This window comes from Burkholderia stagnalis (assembly GCF_902830275.1).
GTDB lineage: Bacteria > Pseudomonadota > Gammaproteobacteria > Burkholderiales > Burkholderiaceae > Burkholderia > Burkholderia stagnalis.
On sequence record NZ_CADESW010000008.1, the window covers coordinates 250,443 to 267,165 of the forward strand.

Annotated in this window: 13 protein-coding genes and 1 pseudogene; 6 read left to right on the plus strand and 8 right to left on the minus strand. The window is 62.2% G+C overall.

The genetic code is table 11. The annotated features are described in order from the left end of the window. Positions 1–5: 5 nt before the first annotated feature. Entirely contained in the window at positions 6–1,022 is a 1,017-nt protein-coding gene (locus tag HWY45_RS17050) for a DUF4123 domain-containing protein (protein WP_059884561.1), read from the minus strand. Continuing rightward, positions 1,019–3,364: a type VI secretion system Vgr family protein gene (locus tag HWY45_RS17055; protein ID WP_081069891.1), complete on the minus strand. Its 2,346-nt coding sequence runs from the start codon at positions 3,362–3,364 to the stop codon at positions 1,019–1,021. Before HWY45_RS17055 ends, HWY45_RS17050 begins: the two co-directional genes overlap by 4 nt. A 377-nt stretch (positions 3,365–3,741) precedes the next feature. Here HWY45_RS17055 and tssC point away from each other — a divergent pair, with 377 nt between their 5' ends. The 5 genes from tssC (at position 3,742) to HWY45_RS17080 (ending at position 8,652) form a co-directional block, all read left to right on the plus strand. Continuing rightward, positions 3,742–5,289, plus strand: a complete 1,548-nt coding sequence (gene tssC / locus HWY45_RS17060) for a type VI secretion system contractile sheath large subunit (protein WP_059884558.1) — start codon at positions 3,742–3,744, stop codon at positions 5,287–5,289. Positions 5,290–5,342: 53 nt separating this feature from the next. Beyond that, complete coding sequence (tssK, locus tag HWY45_RS17065; RefSeq protein ID WP_081069890.1) at positions 5,343–6,689, plus strand: type VI secretion system baseplate subunit TssK; 1,347 nt, start codon at positions 5,343–5,345, stop codon at positions 6,687–6,689. Beyond that, positions 6,686–7,474, plus strand: coding sequence for a DotU/TssL family secretion system protein (locus tag HWY45_RS17070; RefSeq protein WP_081069889.1), 789 nt, complete (start codon positions 6,686–6,688; stop codon positions 7,472–7,474). Before tssK ends, HWY45_RS17070 begins: the two co-directional genes overlap by 4 nt. Next, complete coding sequence (gene tssE, locus HWY45_RS17075) at positions 7,471–7,902, plus strand: type VI secretion system baseplate subunit TssE (RefSeq protein ID WP_059565869.1); 432 nt, start codon at positions 7,471–7,473, stop codon at positions 7,900–7,902. Before HWY45_RS17070 ends, tssE begins: the two co-directional genes overlap by 4 nt. Positions 7,903–8,004: 102 nt before the next feature. Beyond that, positions 8,005–8,652 (plus strand): transglycosylase SLT domain-containing protein, encoded by a 648-nt coding sequence (locus tag HWY45_RS17080; RefSeq protein ID WP_059884556.1) that lies wholly within the window; start codon positions 8,005–8,007, stop codon positions 8,650–8,652. 9 nt (positions 8,653–8,661) lie between these two features. On the opposite strand, the gene HWY45_RS17085 is transcribed toward HWY45_RS17080, so the two are convergent. Next, positions 8,662–9,816 carry a branched-chain amino acid ABC transporter substrate-binding protein gene (locus tag HWY45_RS17085; RefSeq protein ID WP_059801560.1) on the minus strand — a complete coding sequence of 385 codons (1,155 nt, stop codon included), beginning with the start codon at positions 9,814–9,816 and terminating at the stop codon, positions 8,662–8,664. Between the two features lie 118 nt (positions 9,817–9,934). Next, on the minus strand, positions 9,935–11,164 hold the full coding sequence (locus HWY45_RS17090; RefSeq protein ID WP_059884554.1) for an NAD(P)/FAD-dependent oxidoreductase: 1,230 nt from the start codon (positions 11,162–11,164) through the stop codon (positions 9,935–9,937). A 231-nt stretch (positions 11,165–11,395) separates the two neighbouring features. Between HWY45_RS17090 and HWY45_RS17095 the strand changes: the two genes are divergently transcribed. After that, positions 11,396–12,808, plus strand: coding sequence for an aminotransferase-like domain-containing protein (locus tag HWY45_RS17095; protein WP_059884552.1), 1,413 nt, complete (start codon positions 11,396–11,398; stop codon positions 12,806–12,808). A gap of 712 nt (positions 12,809–13,520) precedes the next feature. On the opposite strand, the gene HWY45_RS17100 is transcribed toward HWY45_RS17095, so the two are convergent. The 4 genes and pseudogenes from HWY45_RS17100 to HWY45_RS17115 form a co-directional block, all read right to left on the minus strand. Next, positions 13,521–13,856, minus strand: coding sequence for a hypothetical protein (locus tag HWY45_RS17100; protein WP_059884550.1), 336 nt, complete (start codon positions 13,854–13,856; stop codon positions 13,521–13,523). A 364-nt stretch (positions 13,857–14,220) separates the two neighbouring features. Continuing rightward, positions 14,221–14,367: pseudogene (locus HWY45_RS37440) on the minus strand (RHS repeat-associated core domain-containing protein); the annotation flags it as partial. 293 nt (positions 14,368–14,660) lie between these two features. Next, positions 14,661–15,059, minus strand: a complete 399-nt coding sequence (locus HWY45_RS17110) for a hypothetical protein (RefSeq protein WP_150999377.1) — start codon at positions 15,057–15,059, stop codon at positions 14,661–14,663. Then, the coding region (locus HWY45_RS17115) for an RHS repeat-associated core domain-containing protein (protein ID WP_176118372.1) at positions 15,056–16,723 on the minus strand (1,668 nt) is incomplete at its 5' end. The genes HWY45_RS17115 and HWY45_RS17110, both read right to left, overlap by 4 nt.

Genomic DNA, 16,723 nt, shown 5'->3' on the forward strand with positions numbered 1-16,723 from the left:
CGATGTCATGTCCTACGGGTTGGGGTTTGATTCGGAACGGGTCGGCCGCCTTGGGTGCCGTCTTGGTCTACCGCGTGCGACGCGAGCGCCTGATGCTCTTCCGGCGTGAGCAGCGCGATCAGTTCGGCCCAGTTCATGGAGACGGTTCGCGCGTCGAGTTGCGCCCAGCTGTCGCTCAATTTCGGGTGCGCCAGGAACGCCGGCCCATAGCGCACTGCGTATTCCGCGTACCGCACGCGGTCTTCGCGCTGATCCCAGTGCAACCGATGTTCGGCCGCCACCAGCGCCGATTCGACGCGTGCCGCCAGAGCGGCTTGCTGCTCCCAGGACAGCTCCGCCGGCAAATCGATGCGGGCAAGCACCTGATTGATGCTCGAGATTCGCTGCGCGCGGTCCCATACATCGATGTCGATCCGCGTGAACTCGTCGGAACGCTCCTGTAGCAGCGCAAGCGGTTCCATGTCGGCCACGGACGAATGCCCGATATCCGCGTCGAATCGGAACCAGCCGTTCAGCCACGGAAACGACCAGCCGGACACGTGCTCCGTCAGCGCGGTCAACATGCCGGGGGCGAGCATCCAGCACAGATTGGCGAACACGCGCGGATCGAAGAAGCGCCACAACGCGCCGCCTGGAGAACGGTTGCCGCTTTTATGGATCGGCAACACCAGCAGACGGTTCGCAAGATGCCCGGCCAGCTCATCGAGCGAAACAGGCGCTTCGATATACGCCCCGATACCGGTGCGCGTCAGCGGCTTGCTTTGCCGAATCACATGCTCCGCATCCAGCACGGATGCCAGCCATTCCTTCTGCCACGCGTCGCACCGGGCAAGATCGACGAGCGCCGGCAGACCGGCAAGATCCTTGCCCCAATTGATCGGGCTGCACCAAGTCAGGTTCAGCGTGGCCACCAGGCCGCCGTCATCGAACGCAGCGGGTTCGAGCAACAGATAGCCGCCGCCCGTCAGCGTCGGCGGCAGGCAGCGCAAAATCGGAGCGGCAGGTTGCAGGTTCGCCGTCATCCCAGCGCCACGCTGTTTTCGCCCGACGTCGAAGCGAGCCCCTGCGATCCTTTGCACGCGGCGAACGCCGGCAGCTTGCCTGCCGCGCTATCCGGGTCTTCCCACGCGAAGTTCGCCATCCGGATCGCCACCTTGTTCGGCGACGCGATCGTCACGTTTCCGTTTTCAAGCTTGATGTATGCGCCGCCGCCATCCGTGAGCATGACGGACTTGCCGGCCTGAACGACCACATGCCCCCCGCTGCTGGTCACGGTCATGTTCTGCTGCGACGTCAGCTCCATCTCGTCGTTCTGCGCCTGGATCCGCACTTTCCCGTGGCTGGCGAACAGCTTGATGCCCATTTTTTGCGCGAACAGGCTGATTGCCTCGCCCGCCGCCACCGTGAACCTGCGCAACACGCCGATATCCGCGCTGGCCCCCGCGGTCATCGTCAGATTGCTGCCGGCGCTGTGGACGAGCGCATCGGGCGTCACGACGGCGACGGACGCGTTCGACGACAGCAGCATGACCGCCTGTTGCAGATCCCGAATCTGCTCCTGGAGCACCTGCTGCATTGCTTTTACATCGGCCGCGTCGGCCCGTGCGATGCTCGCGGCCTGCGCCAGCCCCTCCATGCGGGCCTGCGCGTCGCCGAGCCGCGTCATCGCCTCCTGCATGTCGAGTTGCTCACCGGCCGCATTCGGCCTGTCGTCCGTGGAAACGAACAGCCCCTTTCCGCCTCGGACCGCACCATGACCCGACGTGCGCAGCTCGAAGCCCTCGCCACGCCGCTGCTTTTTCGAATCGACCAGATAGCCGAGATTCAGCTGACTCTTGCCCGAATGATCGGTCGACAGCTTGATGCCTTCGCAGCCTCGCCAATCCTCCATCCGCAGCTTGTTGTTGCTCTGCGTGCGAATCACGTTGCGCGACAGCCACCGGTCCTGATTCGTGATCAGGTCGATCGCCTGGCTGTGGTGGTGAAACTGGGAGATGTACGGCTTGTCCGGGTTGCCGTCGCGAAATTCCACCACGGCTTCGTCGCCGTGCAGCGCAGGAAAATGAAAACCGGTCTGGAGGCCGCCCGCAAACGGCTTCGCGAGGCGCAGCGGCACACTCTCGCCGCCCGGATTCCATTCGTCGAAATCCAGGTCGAATCGCACGGTGTAATAGCCCTGCTGCGTCAGGTATGCGTATTCGTAGTCGCGTGGAGACGTCACCCGCGCACTCAGGGTGCCGCTGATCTTCGCCCAGCATTCCACGTCAAGTTTCAGGCGGAAGCGGCGGTCTGCGGGAATGGCCTTGTAGCTGTTGCGGTACGCCTGATCCCGTGCTCCCGAGTGAATCGTCTCGATGATCACCTGGCCATTCGGCGCGTCCGGCAGCGCTTCGTCGACACGGAGCACGCGCGCCGGACGCAGCGCGAGGATGTTGCTTTCGCCCTCGTAGAGCACCTGCCACGCGATCTCCGCTTCGTGACGCAGTTGCGCCTCCCAGCGCGCGCCATCCTGATCCAGATGATGCGTACCGTAGACATAGGACTGCCCGTATGTCGTGGTGTCCTTCTTTGCGACGTTGGCGTCAGCCTTGAACCGCTCCCAGGCCTGATCGGGGTTGTAGTCCGCCACCAGGATCGATTGCGGGACCGTTTCCGCATGCATCTCGAGCGCGAACACCGCCTCGACGCCCGCCTCCAGCCCGGCAGTCTCCCGGTATGCCGCCTTCAGTTCCGGCGTATAGACGTAATGGTCGATGTCGTCGGCAAACACGATCACATCGCCGTGCTTGCCCTGCGTGAAGTAACTGTAGATCCCTTCCTTCTGCATCAGCATCCGGATATAGGCCAAGTCCGAAACCTGATACTGGAAACGAAACGCATGCTGCGGATACTGGCGGCGCAGGTTGAACGCGAACTGATGGCCCGTGAAGCCATGGCGGCGCAGGATCGCCTCGATGATCTGCGGTGCGCTCTGCTGCTGATAGATCCGGCTCGTGCGCGTCAACCGCAGGCGCGCGATATGCGCCTCGACGACGATCCGGTAGCGGCTGAAGTCCCTCGTCGTCTTCGTTTTCGCGAAACGCGTGATGCAGCCGGCGAACACCCGGGGCCGAGCGCCGTTTGCCGGCTCGATCGTGAAACTTGCGTCGCGTCCGAGATAGTCGCCGCGTGCAAGATGATTCGGGTGCGTCAGTTCGATGACGATCCGGTATGGATCGCCCATGCGCTCGGTTGCCGTGAACGACACCACCGACAATTCCCGGCTTGTGGATTCTCCCAACACTTCCAGGAAATACGATTGCCGGCCCGTCATCGCCCCCGGGTTCGTCGCATACTCGTCCAACCTCTCAAGCAGATCCGCCATCGTCCCTCTTCCCTCAATTGCAGAACGGCTGCCTCCAATGTTGCGTGTACTGTCATTGCAACCCGGCATGAATTTTTGCGGGCCATGGTAAACACATTGTCATCTCATGTGAATGGACGTTTGCGTATTTTTCGCAGTCCACGAAATATTTCATGCACACATATTTCAAGATGGAATTTGTGTGCTATTTATTCGCGCCATCAATTTGCATCCCTATCTTTATCTTGAAATTGTTGTGAGCGCGACGTGGATTGGCCGCTTCCTGAATTCGATGCCCCAAGCAGCATTCGGTCTCGATTCAGAATCACGTATCGGCCATGCGCCTAACGGACGCATGTACCGGGCGTCGACCGCACAGCATCGAAAAATATTGCGAAATGTCAGAACGCGAAACGAGACCACATCATTCTGCGGGGGAGAGCACGGCGGTCATCGCCCCACATGTGAAAGGTGCCTATGAAACACTGTGCGAAAGCATCAACCTGAAGCCAGTCGGGTTTCTGCGGCCTCTTCGCGCCTTCGAGCATGCGGATAGGCTGCTGGAAGCGCCGCTCGCCGAACGCATGACGCATGCAATCGCCGTGCTCCTCGCCATGATTGACGACGGGTCATGCGAGGTCGACGAGCTCGACAAGAGCCTGCTCGATTTCCATATCGCCCGACTCGATCTCCAGATCGGCGATCAGATCGACGAGATCCTGCACAACGCAGCATTCCAGCAAATCGAGTCGACATGGCGCGGCCTGAAATATCTCGTCGATCACACTGACTTTCGTCGCAACGTGCGCATTGAAGTGCTCGACGTGTCGAAGGAGCAGTTGCGCCAGGATTTCGAGGATGCGCCCGAGATCATTCAAAGCGGCCTCTATCTGCACACATACGCCCACGAATACGACACGCCCGGCGGCGAGCCGATCGGGGCCATCATCTCCAACTACGCTTTCGATCGCAGCGCGCAGGACATTGCACTGCTGCGCGATATTTCGAAGGTGTCGGCGGCGGCACACATGCCGTTCATCGGATCGGTGTCGCCGATGTTCTTCGGCAAGGAATCGATGGAGGAAGTCGTCGGCATCCGCGACATCGGCAACTATTTCGATCGCTCCGAATATCAGAAATGGAAGAGCTTCCGGGAGACCGACGATGCCCGCTACATCGGTCTCACGCTTCCGCGCTTTCTGGCCCGCCTGCCATATGGCCCGAACACCTTTCCCGTGCGCGCATTCAACTACCGGGAGGCGGTCAGCGCGCCCGACTCGACGCGCTATCTCTGGGCAAATGCATCGTTCGCGTTCGGCGCGAACATGGTGAAAAGCTTCATCAGGAATGGCTGGTGCGTGCAGATTCGCGGGCCACGGGCGGGCGGCCTGGTTGAAGACTTGCCCACTCACCGGTATGACCTGGGCACCGGCAACCCGGCGAAAATTCCGACCGAGGCGCTCATTCCGGAGGCGCGCGAATTCGAGTTCGCCAATCTCGGCCTCATTCCATTGTCGTTCTACCGGAACCACGACTTTGCCTGCTTCTTCTCGGCCAACTCGGCACAACGGCCGGCGCAGTACGAGACGAGGGAGGCGGCCGCGAACAGCCGCATCAACGCACGCCTGCCATATATCTTCCTGCTGTCGCGCATCGCCCACTATCTGAAGCTGATCCAGCGCGAGAACATCGGGACGACGAAAGACAGGCGCCTGCTCGAGCTTGAATTGAACGCATGGATCAAATCGCTCGTCACGGAGATGACCGACCCCAGTGACGACCTCCAGACGTCGCACCCGCTGCGAGAAGCGCGCGTGAGCGTAGAGGACATCGAGGACAACCCGGGCTTTTTCCGCGTCAAGCTCTTCATCGTTCCGCACTTCCAGATCGAAGGGATGGACATCAACCTGTCACTCGTCTCGCAAATGCCGAGGGCGAAGAATTGATGCTGCTTGCCGGCCCCCGACCTGAACCCAATTTCCAATACCGACCACTATCGATGAAGATAACGAGACCACTTTGGGCAAAAGGCATTTTCATGACGCCCCAGCACTTCCAGCAACAGGCGTTGTGGGAACGAACATGCGACGAACGTATTGCAAGCATTGCCAGCCCCGATCCTTGGGGAGTGAGCCGGGTAGCGTTCGATACTCAGGCGCTGGCCATCGACCGTCTGCAGCTGTCCACCCTCGATATGCGTCTGCCCGACGGAACCTTGATCGACACCGAGTCGGCCGACTGCCTGCCTCCGGCGCGCGATCTGAACGACGTGCCGGCTCGAACCGAGTCGGTCGTCGTGCTCGTCGGGCTGCCCCTGATCGACCCGCAGGGCGGAAACTGCATCGAATCGGATGACAAGCCGGCCCGTCCGCGACGCTTCCGGCGGGAATACCTTCAGGTTGCCGACATGAACGGTGACGAAAAAGAGGAAATCAGCGTCGAACGCCATGCGCTGGCGCTGATGTTCGATTTCGAGGAGGCGGGCGACTACGTGACCTGCCCGATCGGAAAATTCGTACGCAGCGCACAGGGACGCTTCGAGATGGACGTCGCCTTCGTACCTCCGTGCCTCGTTCTGTCTGCCAGCGACCAATTGGTCGGCCGCATGAACCGCTTGTCGGAGATCCTTGTCGCCAAAAGCGCCAGCCTCGCGGTTCGTCGTCGCGAGCGCTCCGACCAGATTGCCGACTATGCGGTTGCCGATGTGTCGCTCTTCTGGTTGCTGCACAGCGTGAACAGCGCGTGGCCGGATCTTGCCCGCCTGTGTCAGGCGCCCGGCCAGCATCCCGAACGATTGTACGGCGTGCTGGCGCGCCTGGCCGGATCGCTGTTGACATTCTCGACAGTGGAGACGCTGCAGGCCATTCCGCCTTACGACCACCGCGCCCCTGAACCGGTATTTGCCGAACTGGAATCGCTGATTCGCACGCTCCTCGATACCGTCATTCCTTCGCGCGTCGTGCCGATCGCCCTGGATAAGGTACGAGAAACGGTATGGGCCGGAAAGATCAACGACGAACGGCTCGTCGACGGTGCCGACTACTACCTGTCGGTCCAGTCCGGACTCTCTCCTCATGCGCTGCTCGATCAGCTGCCGCGCTTGTGCAAGGCCGGCGCCCCCGACGAGGTCGAGCAGATCGTCAACTCGGCCTTGCCCGGTATTCCGCTGCGCGCGATGTCACGCCTGCCCGCGGCCATTCCCATTCGCATCGAGAACCAGTACTTTGCCCTCGACAACACTCACCCGGCATTCAAACGAATGCTGGATGCACGCGCATGCCAGTTCTACGTCCCGGCGTCGGTACCGGATGTCTCGCTCGAACTTTATGCGGTGTTGCCGACATGACGCCTGATTCGCGAACCGACACCATGGTGTTGCTGCCGGTCGCGCTACGCGATACGGCATTGACCGTCGCGAGTCTTCGCTGTGGTCTCGCGCCTCAGTCGTTCGATTCCCTTCGGAAAACATGCAGCCAGCAGATCGCTCGACTGCGCGAGGAAATGATATCGACCGGTCATCCGCACGACGCCGTGGAAGACGCCGTGTATGCCCAGTGCGCATTGCTCGATGAATCAGCACTTCGCAACTTGACGGGGGACGACCGCGACGCCTGGGAGCGCGAACCTTTGCAGATCGGTGAATTCCAGCGGCATGACGCCGGCGACGAAGTGATTTCGCGTATCGAGCGTCGTCTCGCCGAGCCCCGGCCCGTACTGCCGTTGCTGGCAATCTTCCGTGCCGTACTGAGTCTTGGATTCACCGGCAAGCTCGCGCTGAGTGGCCAGGATGCTCACGCAATGCTCTTGCGAACGATCGACGAGCGCCTCGGCGGCAGCCTCGGCGCATCCGGCCCCCTCATCGTCAAATCCGATGCCGCGCACCGCCGCCGTCGTCTCTCCGCACTCATCTGGCTCTTGCTCTCCGTCGTCGCGACAGGCGCCCTGTACCTTGCGCTCGATGGATGGCTGAGCGGTTCAATCGCCAGGATCGCGCAGCACCGCTCGTTTCAAGCGACGCCGCAGTATAGGTTCGGCGACTCGGTTCGGAACGATGGCGGCTTGAACGTTGAGCGCGATATTGCGAGTGGCGCGGCGGTCGAATTCGACGCCGCTGTGGAGGTGAGGGCATGACGCGCGGGCCAGGCCTCTTCGAAGCGATAACGGGACATTTCGCAAACGGTTCGCGAATCGATGATTTCGACGCCGCGACACAAACCTTTCTCTCGGTGCAAGACAACATTCAGCGCATCCTGAACAGTCGACGCAACGGCCTCGCGCACCTGCCGGATTACGGACTGGACGATCTGTCGGAAATCTACCGGCACCTGCCGTCGTCCGCACACAAGCTTAGGCATGCGATCGAAGCAACGATACTCAAGTATGAGCCGCGCGTGAAGGCCATCGACATCCAGGTCAGCGAGACGGAACCTGGCATGCTGCTGAGTTTCACGATGAGTTGCCATTTGCATCAGGAAGGGCTGGTGCGCTTCGGCACGCATTTCACGCCCGACGGCCGGACTCGGCTTCGGATTCTGAAGGCCAATCTCGATCGGGACTGATTCCGACGGCTGTTACATGTACCTTTCAATTCAGTCTTGATTCCAGCCGGCTGTGACGAATGGTGGATATACTGTGCGCCTCCCAATTCCCTCCCCCGGACCATGCGACGGTTTCCCTGGCTGACCGTGTTGTTGCTTTGCACCGCGAATCAAGCGTCGGCGCAGCAAGCGCCCGCACCGCTTGCGCCCGCATCGATCGCGGTGGCCGCCTCCGCGGCATCGGCCGCGTCCGCGCCGCAGGCCGACACCCAGCCGAACGAGGAAAACCGCCGCATCACCGCCTACCTGACGAAGAAATTCGGCGTCGCGAAAGAGAAGGCCGCCAAACTCGCCGACATCGTGAGCGCTAATGCAACGAAATATTCGCTGCCGCCGGCACTGGTTTACGCGATCATCTCGATCGAATCGCGCTTCCAGGAAAAGGCGCGCGGCGCGGGCGGCGCAACCGGGCTGATGCAGGTGGTGCCCAGCGCGCACCGCGGGCTGCTGCGGAACGTGAAGGACCTCACCGAGCCGACCGCCAACGTCAACGCCGGCTCGGCGATCCTGTCCGGCTACGTGAAGGCCGCCGGCGGCGACGTGGGCGCCGCGCTGAAGAGCTACGGCGGCTCGCACGCGTATGCGGCGAAAGTGATGCAGCGGGTCGAGTCGTTCCGCTTCGTGCTCGACCCGCGCGACGATGCAAACGCGGGCATGATGCCGGTCAGCGTGCCGGCGTCCGACCTCCCGAAGACGCCGAACACGCACTGACGCCCCCCGTCACCCGTTCGACGCGCCGCCGACCGTGCGGATGCTGCGCCACTGCCCCTGCTCGACCCGGAACAGCGTATAAGGCGGCTTGATCAGGTCGCCGCGTTCGTCGAACGAGATCTTCCCCGTCACGCCCGTGACCGACACCTTCGGCATGCTCTGCACGACCTTGCCGCGATCGGCCGAATCGGCATTGTGGATCGCCGCGATCATCGCGAGCGCCGCGTCGTACGCAAACGGCGCATACAGTTCGACATCCTGGTTGAAGCGCGCCTTGTAGCGCTGCGCGAACGCCTGCGCGGCCGGCAGCTTGTCGAGCGCGGGGCCCGGCTCGAGATCCTGCGTGCCTTCGCCGGAGCTGCCGGCGATCTTCAGGAATGCGTTGCTTTTCAGCGCGCCCGCGCCGAACAGCTGCGCGCGGATGCCGAGCGAGCGCATCTGCTTGACCAGCATCGCGCCCTGCTCGTCGAGCCCGCCGAAGAACAGCAGGTCGATGTTGTTGCTCTTCAGCGTCGTCAGGATGCCGCGGAAATCGACCGCCTTGTCGTTCGTGTATTCGCGGCTGACGACCGTGCCGTGCGCCTCCTTCACGCCCTTCTCGAACGCATCCGCGAGCCCCTGGCCGAATGCGGTGCGATCGTCGATGATGCCGATCCGCTTCGCCTTCAGCTGCTCGACCGCGAAACGCCCCGCGACCACGCCGCCGATCCCGTCGTGCCCCATCGTGCGGAACACGTTCTTGAAGCCCTGCATCGTGAGCTGCGGATTGGTCGACCCGGGCGTGATCATCGTCACGTTCGCCTGCCGGTACACGGCCGACGCCGGAATGCTGCAGCCCGAGTTGTAATGCCCGATCACGCCCACCACGCCGTCGTCGACGAGCTTCTGCGCGACCTGGATCGCGGTGCGCGGATCGGCCTGGTCGTCCTGCACGTCGAGCACGTAGCGCACCGGCTTGCCGCCGATCGTCGGGTGCTTCGCGTTCTCCTCGTCGAGCGCGAGCTGCGCGCCGTATTGCAGATCCTTGCCGACGCGGGCGACCGGCCCCGTCAGCGGGCCGGCGAAGCCGATCTTCACGGTTTCCACGTCCGCCCCCTGCGCGGACGTGACGGCCGTGCCGATCGAGCAGACCGCCAGCCATACCAGCCAGTTACGACGATTCATGATGCCTCCTTGCTGCGGTTGAAGTCGCGGTTCGTGTCTACCGTTCCGGCCGCTTCGATACGCGACGACTCGAAGCCGTATCCGGGGTCGCGCGCCGTCCGATCGCGGCGCGTCAAAGTCAAAAACGCGTGGCCCGATAGCCGGCCAGGTCGAGCGGCGGCGCGCGCATCGCAACCAGGTCCGCCACGATCCGGCCGGTGATGCCCGCCAGCGTCACGCCGAGATGCTGGTGGCCGAACGCGTAGATCACGCGTTCGCTGCGCCGCGCGCGGCCGAGCACCGGCACGCCGTCCGGCAGCGTCGGGCGAAAGCCGAGCCAGCTGCGCACGGGCGCACCGAGCGCCGGCAGCGCCTCGCGCGCCGAGCGCGTCAGCAGGTCGACGAGCGCGCGGTTCTCGCCGGCGTCGAAGCCGCCGAGCTCGACCGTGCCGGCCGCGCGCAGCCCTTCGTCGAGCGGCGTCATGTAGAAGCCGCGCTCGGCCCAGCCGACCGGCCGCGACACGACGTGCTCGCGCTGCGCGAACTGCACGTGGTAACCGCGCTCCGTATCGAGCGGCACGCGATCGCCGCACGCGGCCGCGAACGCGCGCGAGCGTGCGCCCGCCGCAATCACGACGTGGTCGAAGGTGCGCGTCGCGCCGTCGGCGATCAGCGTCACGCCGTCGCCGGCCGGCTCGATCCGCTCGACGTGCGCGCGTTCGAGCGCCGCGCCGCCCGTGGCCAGATGGTCGAACAGCGCGCCGAGAAAGCCGTGCGGATCGGAAAAATGCCAGCTGCCGTCGAACAGCACGCCGTGCGAGAAGATCGGCGCGAGCGCGGGCTCGAGGCGGCGAATGCCGGCCGCGTCGAGCGTCTCGAACGCGACGCCGAACCGGCGGCGCAGCGCGAGCGACGGCTGCGCGGCCTCGAACGACGCCTGCCGCGCGTACAGGTACAGGCACTCGCGCGGCCGCACGAAAGCCGCAAGCCGCGGCGTGCCGAGCAACGGCGCGTAGCCTTCGGCGGCGCGCGACAGCAGCGCCGCCAGCGCCTGCACGCTGCGCAGGTGCCGGGCCGGCGTCGACGCGACCAGGAACCTCGCCAGCCAGGGCGCGCCGCGCAGCAGGTACGGCCAGCGGATGCGCAGCGGGCTGTCGGCGGCGAACAGGTAGTGCGGGATGTCGCGGAACACCGACGGGCTGTTCACCGGCACGCAGCCGTACGGCGCGAACGTCGCGGCGTTGCCGAACGACGCGCCGTGCCCGACGCCCGCCGGGTCGAACAGCGTCACGCGGTGCCCGTCGCGCTGCAGCCAGGCGGCCGCGCCGAGCCCGATGAAACCTGCCCCCACGATGGCGACGTTCGCCATGACGCATCCCCTCCGGCGCACTGCACTCACACAAAGATGGAATCAAGAATCACACAAGAATTTTTTGTGTGCAATCAAAATGAGATTGTGTGGCGTCGGTGTTTACCCGCTTTCAACTGACTGATTCAGCGGGATTTTGCGGGACTGTTTGACGCACGGGGCGGCTCATATACAATCGCGAGGCAGGGCAAAACGACAGACAAACGCTTTTTGTGTGGCGACAGGCGACAAATGGCATCAGACAAACTTTCCGACGCGCGCGACAGCGGCGCGCCGGCGCAGGCGAAGCGCCCGACCTACGTCGAGGTGTCGAGCTCGATCGAGACGGAAATCCGCAACGGCACGTATCCGCCGGGCAGCCGCCTGCCGCCGCAGCGCCAGCTCGCGACCGAGCTCGGCATCAACGTGTCGACCGTGTCGCGGGCGTACAAGGAGCTGCAGCTGCGCGGCCTCGTGATCGGCAGCAAGCGCCGCGGGTCGCTCGTCACCGGCGGCGCGATGCCGAGCATCGAGCCGGCGCGCGCGTCGCTCGCGGCCGGCGACGGCGTGATCGACCTGACCGTGAACCGGCCGGCCACCGGCGATTTCCTCGCGAGCCTCGCGCAGACGCTCGGCACGCTGCCGAACGACCCGCGCTTCGCGACGCTGCAGGAATACCAGCCGCCGCAGGGGCCCGACTGGGCGCGCGCGGCCGGCGCGCAATGGCTCGCCGCGCCGGGCTTCGCGCCGTCGCGCGACCAGGTGGTCGTGACGAGCGGCGCACAGCATGGCCTGTATGCGGTGCTGAACAGCCTGATCGGCACCGACGGCGTGATCGTCGCGGATCGCCTCACCTATTACGGCCTCAAGGCGCTCGCGCCGGTGTTCCAGTTCGAGATCGTCAGCGCGCCGGCGGACGACGACGGCCTGTTGCCCGACGAGATCGAGCGGATCTGCCAGCGCATGCCCGTGAAGGCGATCTTCGTCGTGCCGAACCTGCAGAACCCGACCGTGACGACGATGAGCCTCGCGCGGCGCATGGCGCTCGTCGACGTCGCGCGGCGCCATCACGTGACGATCATCGAGGACGACGTGTACGGCCCGCTCGTGCGCGACCGGCTGCCGACGATCGCGGGGCTGTGCCCGGAGCTGACGTTCCATATCGGCGCGACGTCGAAGATCCTCGCGCCGGGGCTGCGGCTCGGCTACCTGTGCTGCCCGAAGGACAGCGTCGCGCTGTGTGCGGAAGCGGTGCGCACGACCGCGTGGATGCCCGCGCCGATGTCGATGCTGATCGCGACCGCCTGGATCGAGAACGGCACCGCCGGGCGGATCATGAATGCGCAACTGGCGGAAATCCGCGCGCGGGTGGATCTCGCGCGGGAGCTGCTGCCGGCCGGGCAGCTGAAATCCGACCCGGCGTGCATGTTCGTGTGGCTGCGGCTGCCGCCGCCGTGGCGCGCGGATGACTTCGCGGCGAATGCGAAGGCGCGCGGCGTGGTGGTGATGCCGTCGTCGACGTTCGCGGTCGATCGCGCGGAGCTCGAGCACGGCGTGCGCATCAACCTCGCGTGCGCGTCGACGCGCGACGAGCTCGTCAACGGGCTGCGGATTCTGGCGGGGACGTTGAAGGATCGGCCGCGGGCGTTGTTCGGGTCGATTTGAGGGGGCGTGCCAGTTCCGCGTGGGGGAACAGATCTCCCGCCCCTGAACACCGTCCCATCCATGCTGTCTTCCAGCTATCTACCTCCTTCAGCGTGCGCCGCCCAGACGCGTCGTAGGCGAAGCTCACCCGCGCACCGTGCCTGGGATAGACGCGGCGCCGTCCTGCGTCTGCTCGAGCCGGTCGATCTCGTTCTCCGCCAGCGGCTGCTACGTGTAGCACCATTCGCAGTGAGGCGATACGAAGGTGCCATATGATCGAAGTGGCACCTACGCATGCTATCCGTCACCAAATTCGCATATTGGGACCGTAAAAGCCAGAAACGATATCCACATTTTCTAGAATCCTGCCTTCAATATCTTCAGCCACACCATTCTTCATTGCACCGAGCAATTCATTCACAGACTTAGAGTCAAAACGTTTTTCTCGACATTTCACAAGAATAGCTCGAATCGAATCAAGCCCCCTTCTTCAAGGCATATCGAAATTATCGATCTAGAATGATATCAATCTCAGCTCCAATTTCTCTACCAACTTTAGTTTCACCAAGCGTCGCTTGATAATCAGATAGGGAAATGCTCGCACTTGATTGGATCGCCCCATTCTTAGCAATGTCCTGCACATACGTCAGGTGACCTGCCCCCATGCCTGGATCATAGTACCGATGCCAGCTTTAGACGAACGAGGGGCCACTGACGTGGCCATCTCATTCATTTAAAGGCGATCCGAAACCAACTTAACCAAATCAGGGAAGAACGCATCAAGCTCCATGCACAAATACTCTGGATTCCCGTCGAATTTAAAGATATCTCCAGAAACCACCTTTCCCTCTTGATCTGTCAGATCGGCGGTTATCGTATATTTATCACCCACACCGATCAGATCAAGTGTGAAATCGATCTCCTTTGGGTAGAAGCTTACGTATGCCGTGCCACCGAGAGAGCTTTGGTAAAATCCTGAATTCGATGACTCAATCTCGACTCTATTTTCAATGGCACATTTTATCCGCGCCACATAGTCTGACAAATAGGATTGGATATCGATCGCCATCACTTCCCCCCCGGCCAGTGATTGCTCTCAATATACCTTCTGTCAGGGAATGCGTCGAGCCGCCTCCTCTGGACTTCGCCCAGTGTGTTAATTTTGAATCGATCGGATCGTTTATCGGTCGAATGGTCACGTGACCATTCGGCTTATCGTGCGTCGCTTGAAGCCCGCACGAACAAAGCTTACCGACGTCTAGCTCAACATATTTCCCGCTGTCCAATCCTGCTTCCGAAGTGGCTGCCGACAAGCCCGGCTCTCTCCCATCGATTCGGGTTGTGTCTTTTCCTAAGCGCGGAGTCAGGCTATCGGGGGTTCCAGATGCATTTCTAAAAACAGTCCCGCTGGTTAGAACCCTAGATTCAAAACCGGATAACCCAAGCGGATCAACCCACCCCGTCGGATTGGGTGCATATTGATAGACGTTGATCCCGCCCGCCAACCCGATCGGGTCCTTGCTAATGAACCTACCCGTATCGGGATCGTAATACCGATGCCGGTTATAGTGCAGCCCCGTCTACCTGCCGCTACGACCGATCTTTCAGCTTTCGCAATCTCCCGCAGCGATGCGCGCCACATTAATCGTCGTAGTGTTATCGCGCGGCGAATGATGCGTCGTTGAGCCTTGTGTGACAAGGAATCTCGACGTCGCACGACGGTAGACCAGAGCAGATCGGGTGGCACACCTTACATACATCGAACTCTTGGTCTTCAAACCCAGCGAGTACATCCTCCTCTCCTTCAATTACGTCAGATGCACGATTTCCATCTCGCCCAGCTTCGACCGACTACTCATACGTAAAGGGCCGATCACACGATTGTTGCGTGCAGGTTTTTATAAAAATCCCAATGAATAATCACCCTCTTAGACTCCGATACAAATATCGTATCGACAAAATCAAGCTCACCGGAAAATCTCAACCACTCCAATAGGCGGGTCTTAAGCACTGGAAAAGCATCATCGACATTGATGACATAAAAAACGTCATTTACCATCGCCCCCATGGAATTTGCAATGCCAGTCAATTCATCAGCCAGGTGTGCTCTATCAACATCATTCACTTCTTCCTTATTGACGATACGCTTCCAATCGATAGCCGATGAGCTAACAGGAAGAGCTTTCCTGATAAAGTCAAGCGCACATCTCTCTTCACTCTCGGTGCATGAGTGGGCGGAAATGTAACCGTCACATTTTTTTGAGAAAATCATCGATTAAACCTCTTGATTATCTTGTCAACCGTCTTGCCAGATGCATTGAAGCAGATTGTTTTTTCATTTCCTTTCCCATTAAACACATTGATGTGAGCACCATGCCTTTCGTCGTGCTCAACACGAAACCCGCGATATTCATCAGGAGCGCGTCGTCCGTTAAACGGCTGAGAGCCAAATTTTGCCGGGTTTGGAATAGCCCCCTTTGCTGTAATCTTAGTAAAGTCAAGGGCACTATTCATCGCTTGATTGTAGTCATTGTGCACTTCATCGCACTGGCGATCATTCTTACCGGGACATGAAGGACACTTTCTCGCCAACCCTAGCGGATCAATCCAACCCGTTGGGTTTTCAGCGTACTGGTAGACGTTGATACCGCCGTCAAGACCAATCGGGTCTTTCGACACGAACCGTCCGCTACCCGGATCGTAGTACCGATACCGGTTGTAATGCAGCCCCGTCTCGTCATCATGGTACTGCCCCTGGAACCGGATCGGATTCCCCGCCTCATGGCGTTCCGGCTGCGCCTGCCAGACGGTTTTCTCCCCGCCCCACGCCTTGTACCGCCCGAGCCACACCACCTTCCCCGACTCGTCCAGCAGTTCCTGCGGCGTCCCCAGATGATCGTTCTGGTAAAACAGCGTCGCGTGCCGCGTCTTCGCCGGCACCTGTACGAACCGGCCATCCGTCCCCGTCGCGATGAACGCCGCTTCCACCAGCGTCTCGTCCAGCCGCGCCAGCGGCACGAACGTGCCGGGCTCATGCAGGTAGAGCGACGCCCCTTGCCACTGATGCCGCTCGCTGAGCGTATGCATGCGCTGCGCCACCGGCAGCGCGTCCTCATCGTCCGGATCCTCGCGCACGATCCGGACCGGGCGGTAGGCCAGCGGCTCGCGTTCGCCCGACTGAAGCGGCGGCAGGTGGAAGCGCTCCTCCATCAACAGCACGTCGCCGTCCCACGTGAACACCGTCCGGTCAATGCTGCCGTCCGGCCGCCCGACCTCCTTCAGCGTGCGCCGCCCGAACGCGTCATAGGCGAAGCTCACCCGCAATTCCGGCCGCACCGTGCCCGGGATCGACGTGGTGCCGTCCGGCGTCCGCTCGATCCGGTCGATCTCGTTCGCCGCCGGCGGTTTCGCGTAGCGATCGGCACGCTTGAGCCGGTTCGCCACATCGTATGCATACAGCCACGTCATGCCGCCCGGCTCGGTCTTGCGGATCAGGTTGCCGTGCGCATCGTGCTCGTAGCGCGTGCGGTTCAACTCCTTCAGCACATTGCCCACGCACTTCGGCAGCGCCTTCTCCCACGCATCCAGCCGGCCGGCTTCGTCCGCCATCCGCGTGCGCCGCGCGATCTGCTCGGGCGTCATCCGCTCGCCCGGGTGCGCGTCCTGCCACGCCCGATCCTGCGCGATGATCCGCTGGTGCCGCCGGCTTATCTCGTCGAGCGTTTCCTCGGTCGGGCGCGGCGTGATCTTCTCCGGATCGACCGGATTGCCCGCCGGATCGAACGCAAAGACTTCCTTCAGATCGGGCGTCACCGCCTTCAGCAACCGCCCCACCGGGTCGTACGTGTAATCGGTTGCCCCGCGCGCACGATCCTCGATGCGCGTCAGGCGTCCCGCCGCGTCGTACCGGTACTGCCGCGCGGCGAGCCAGTCCGT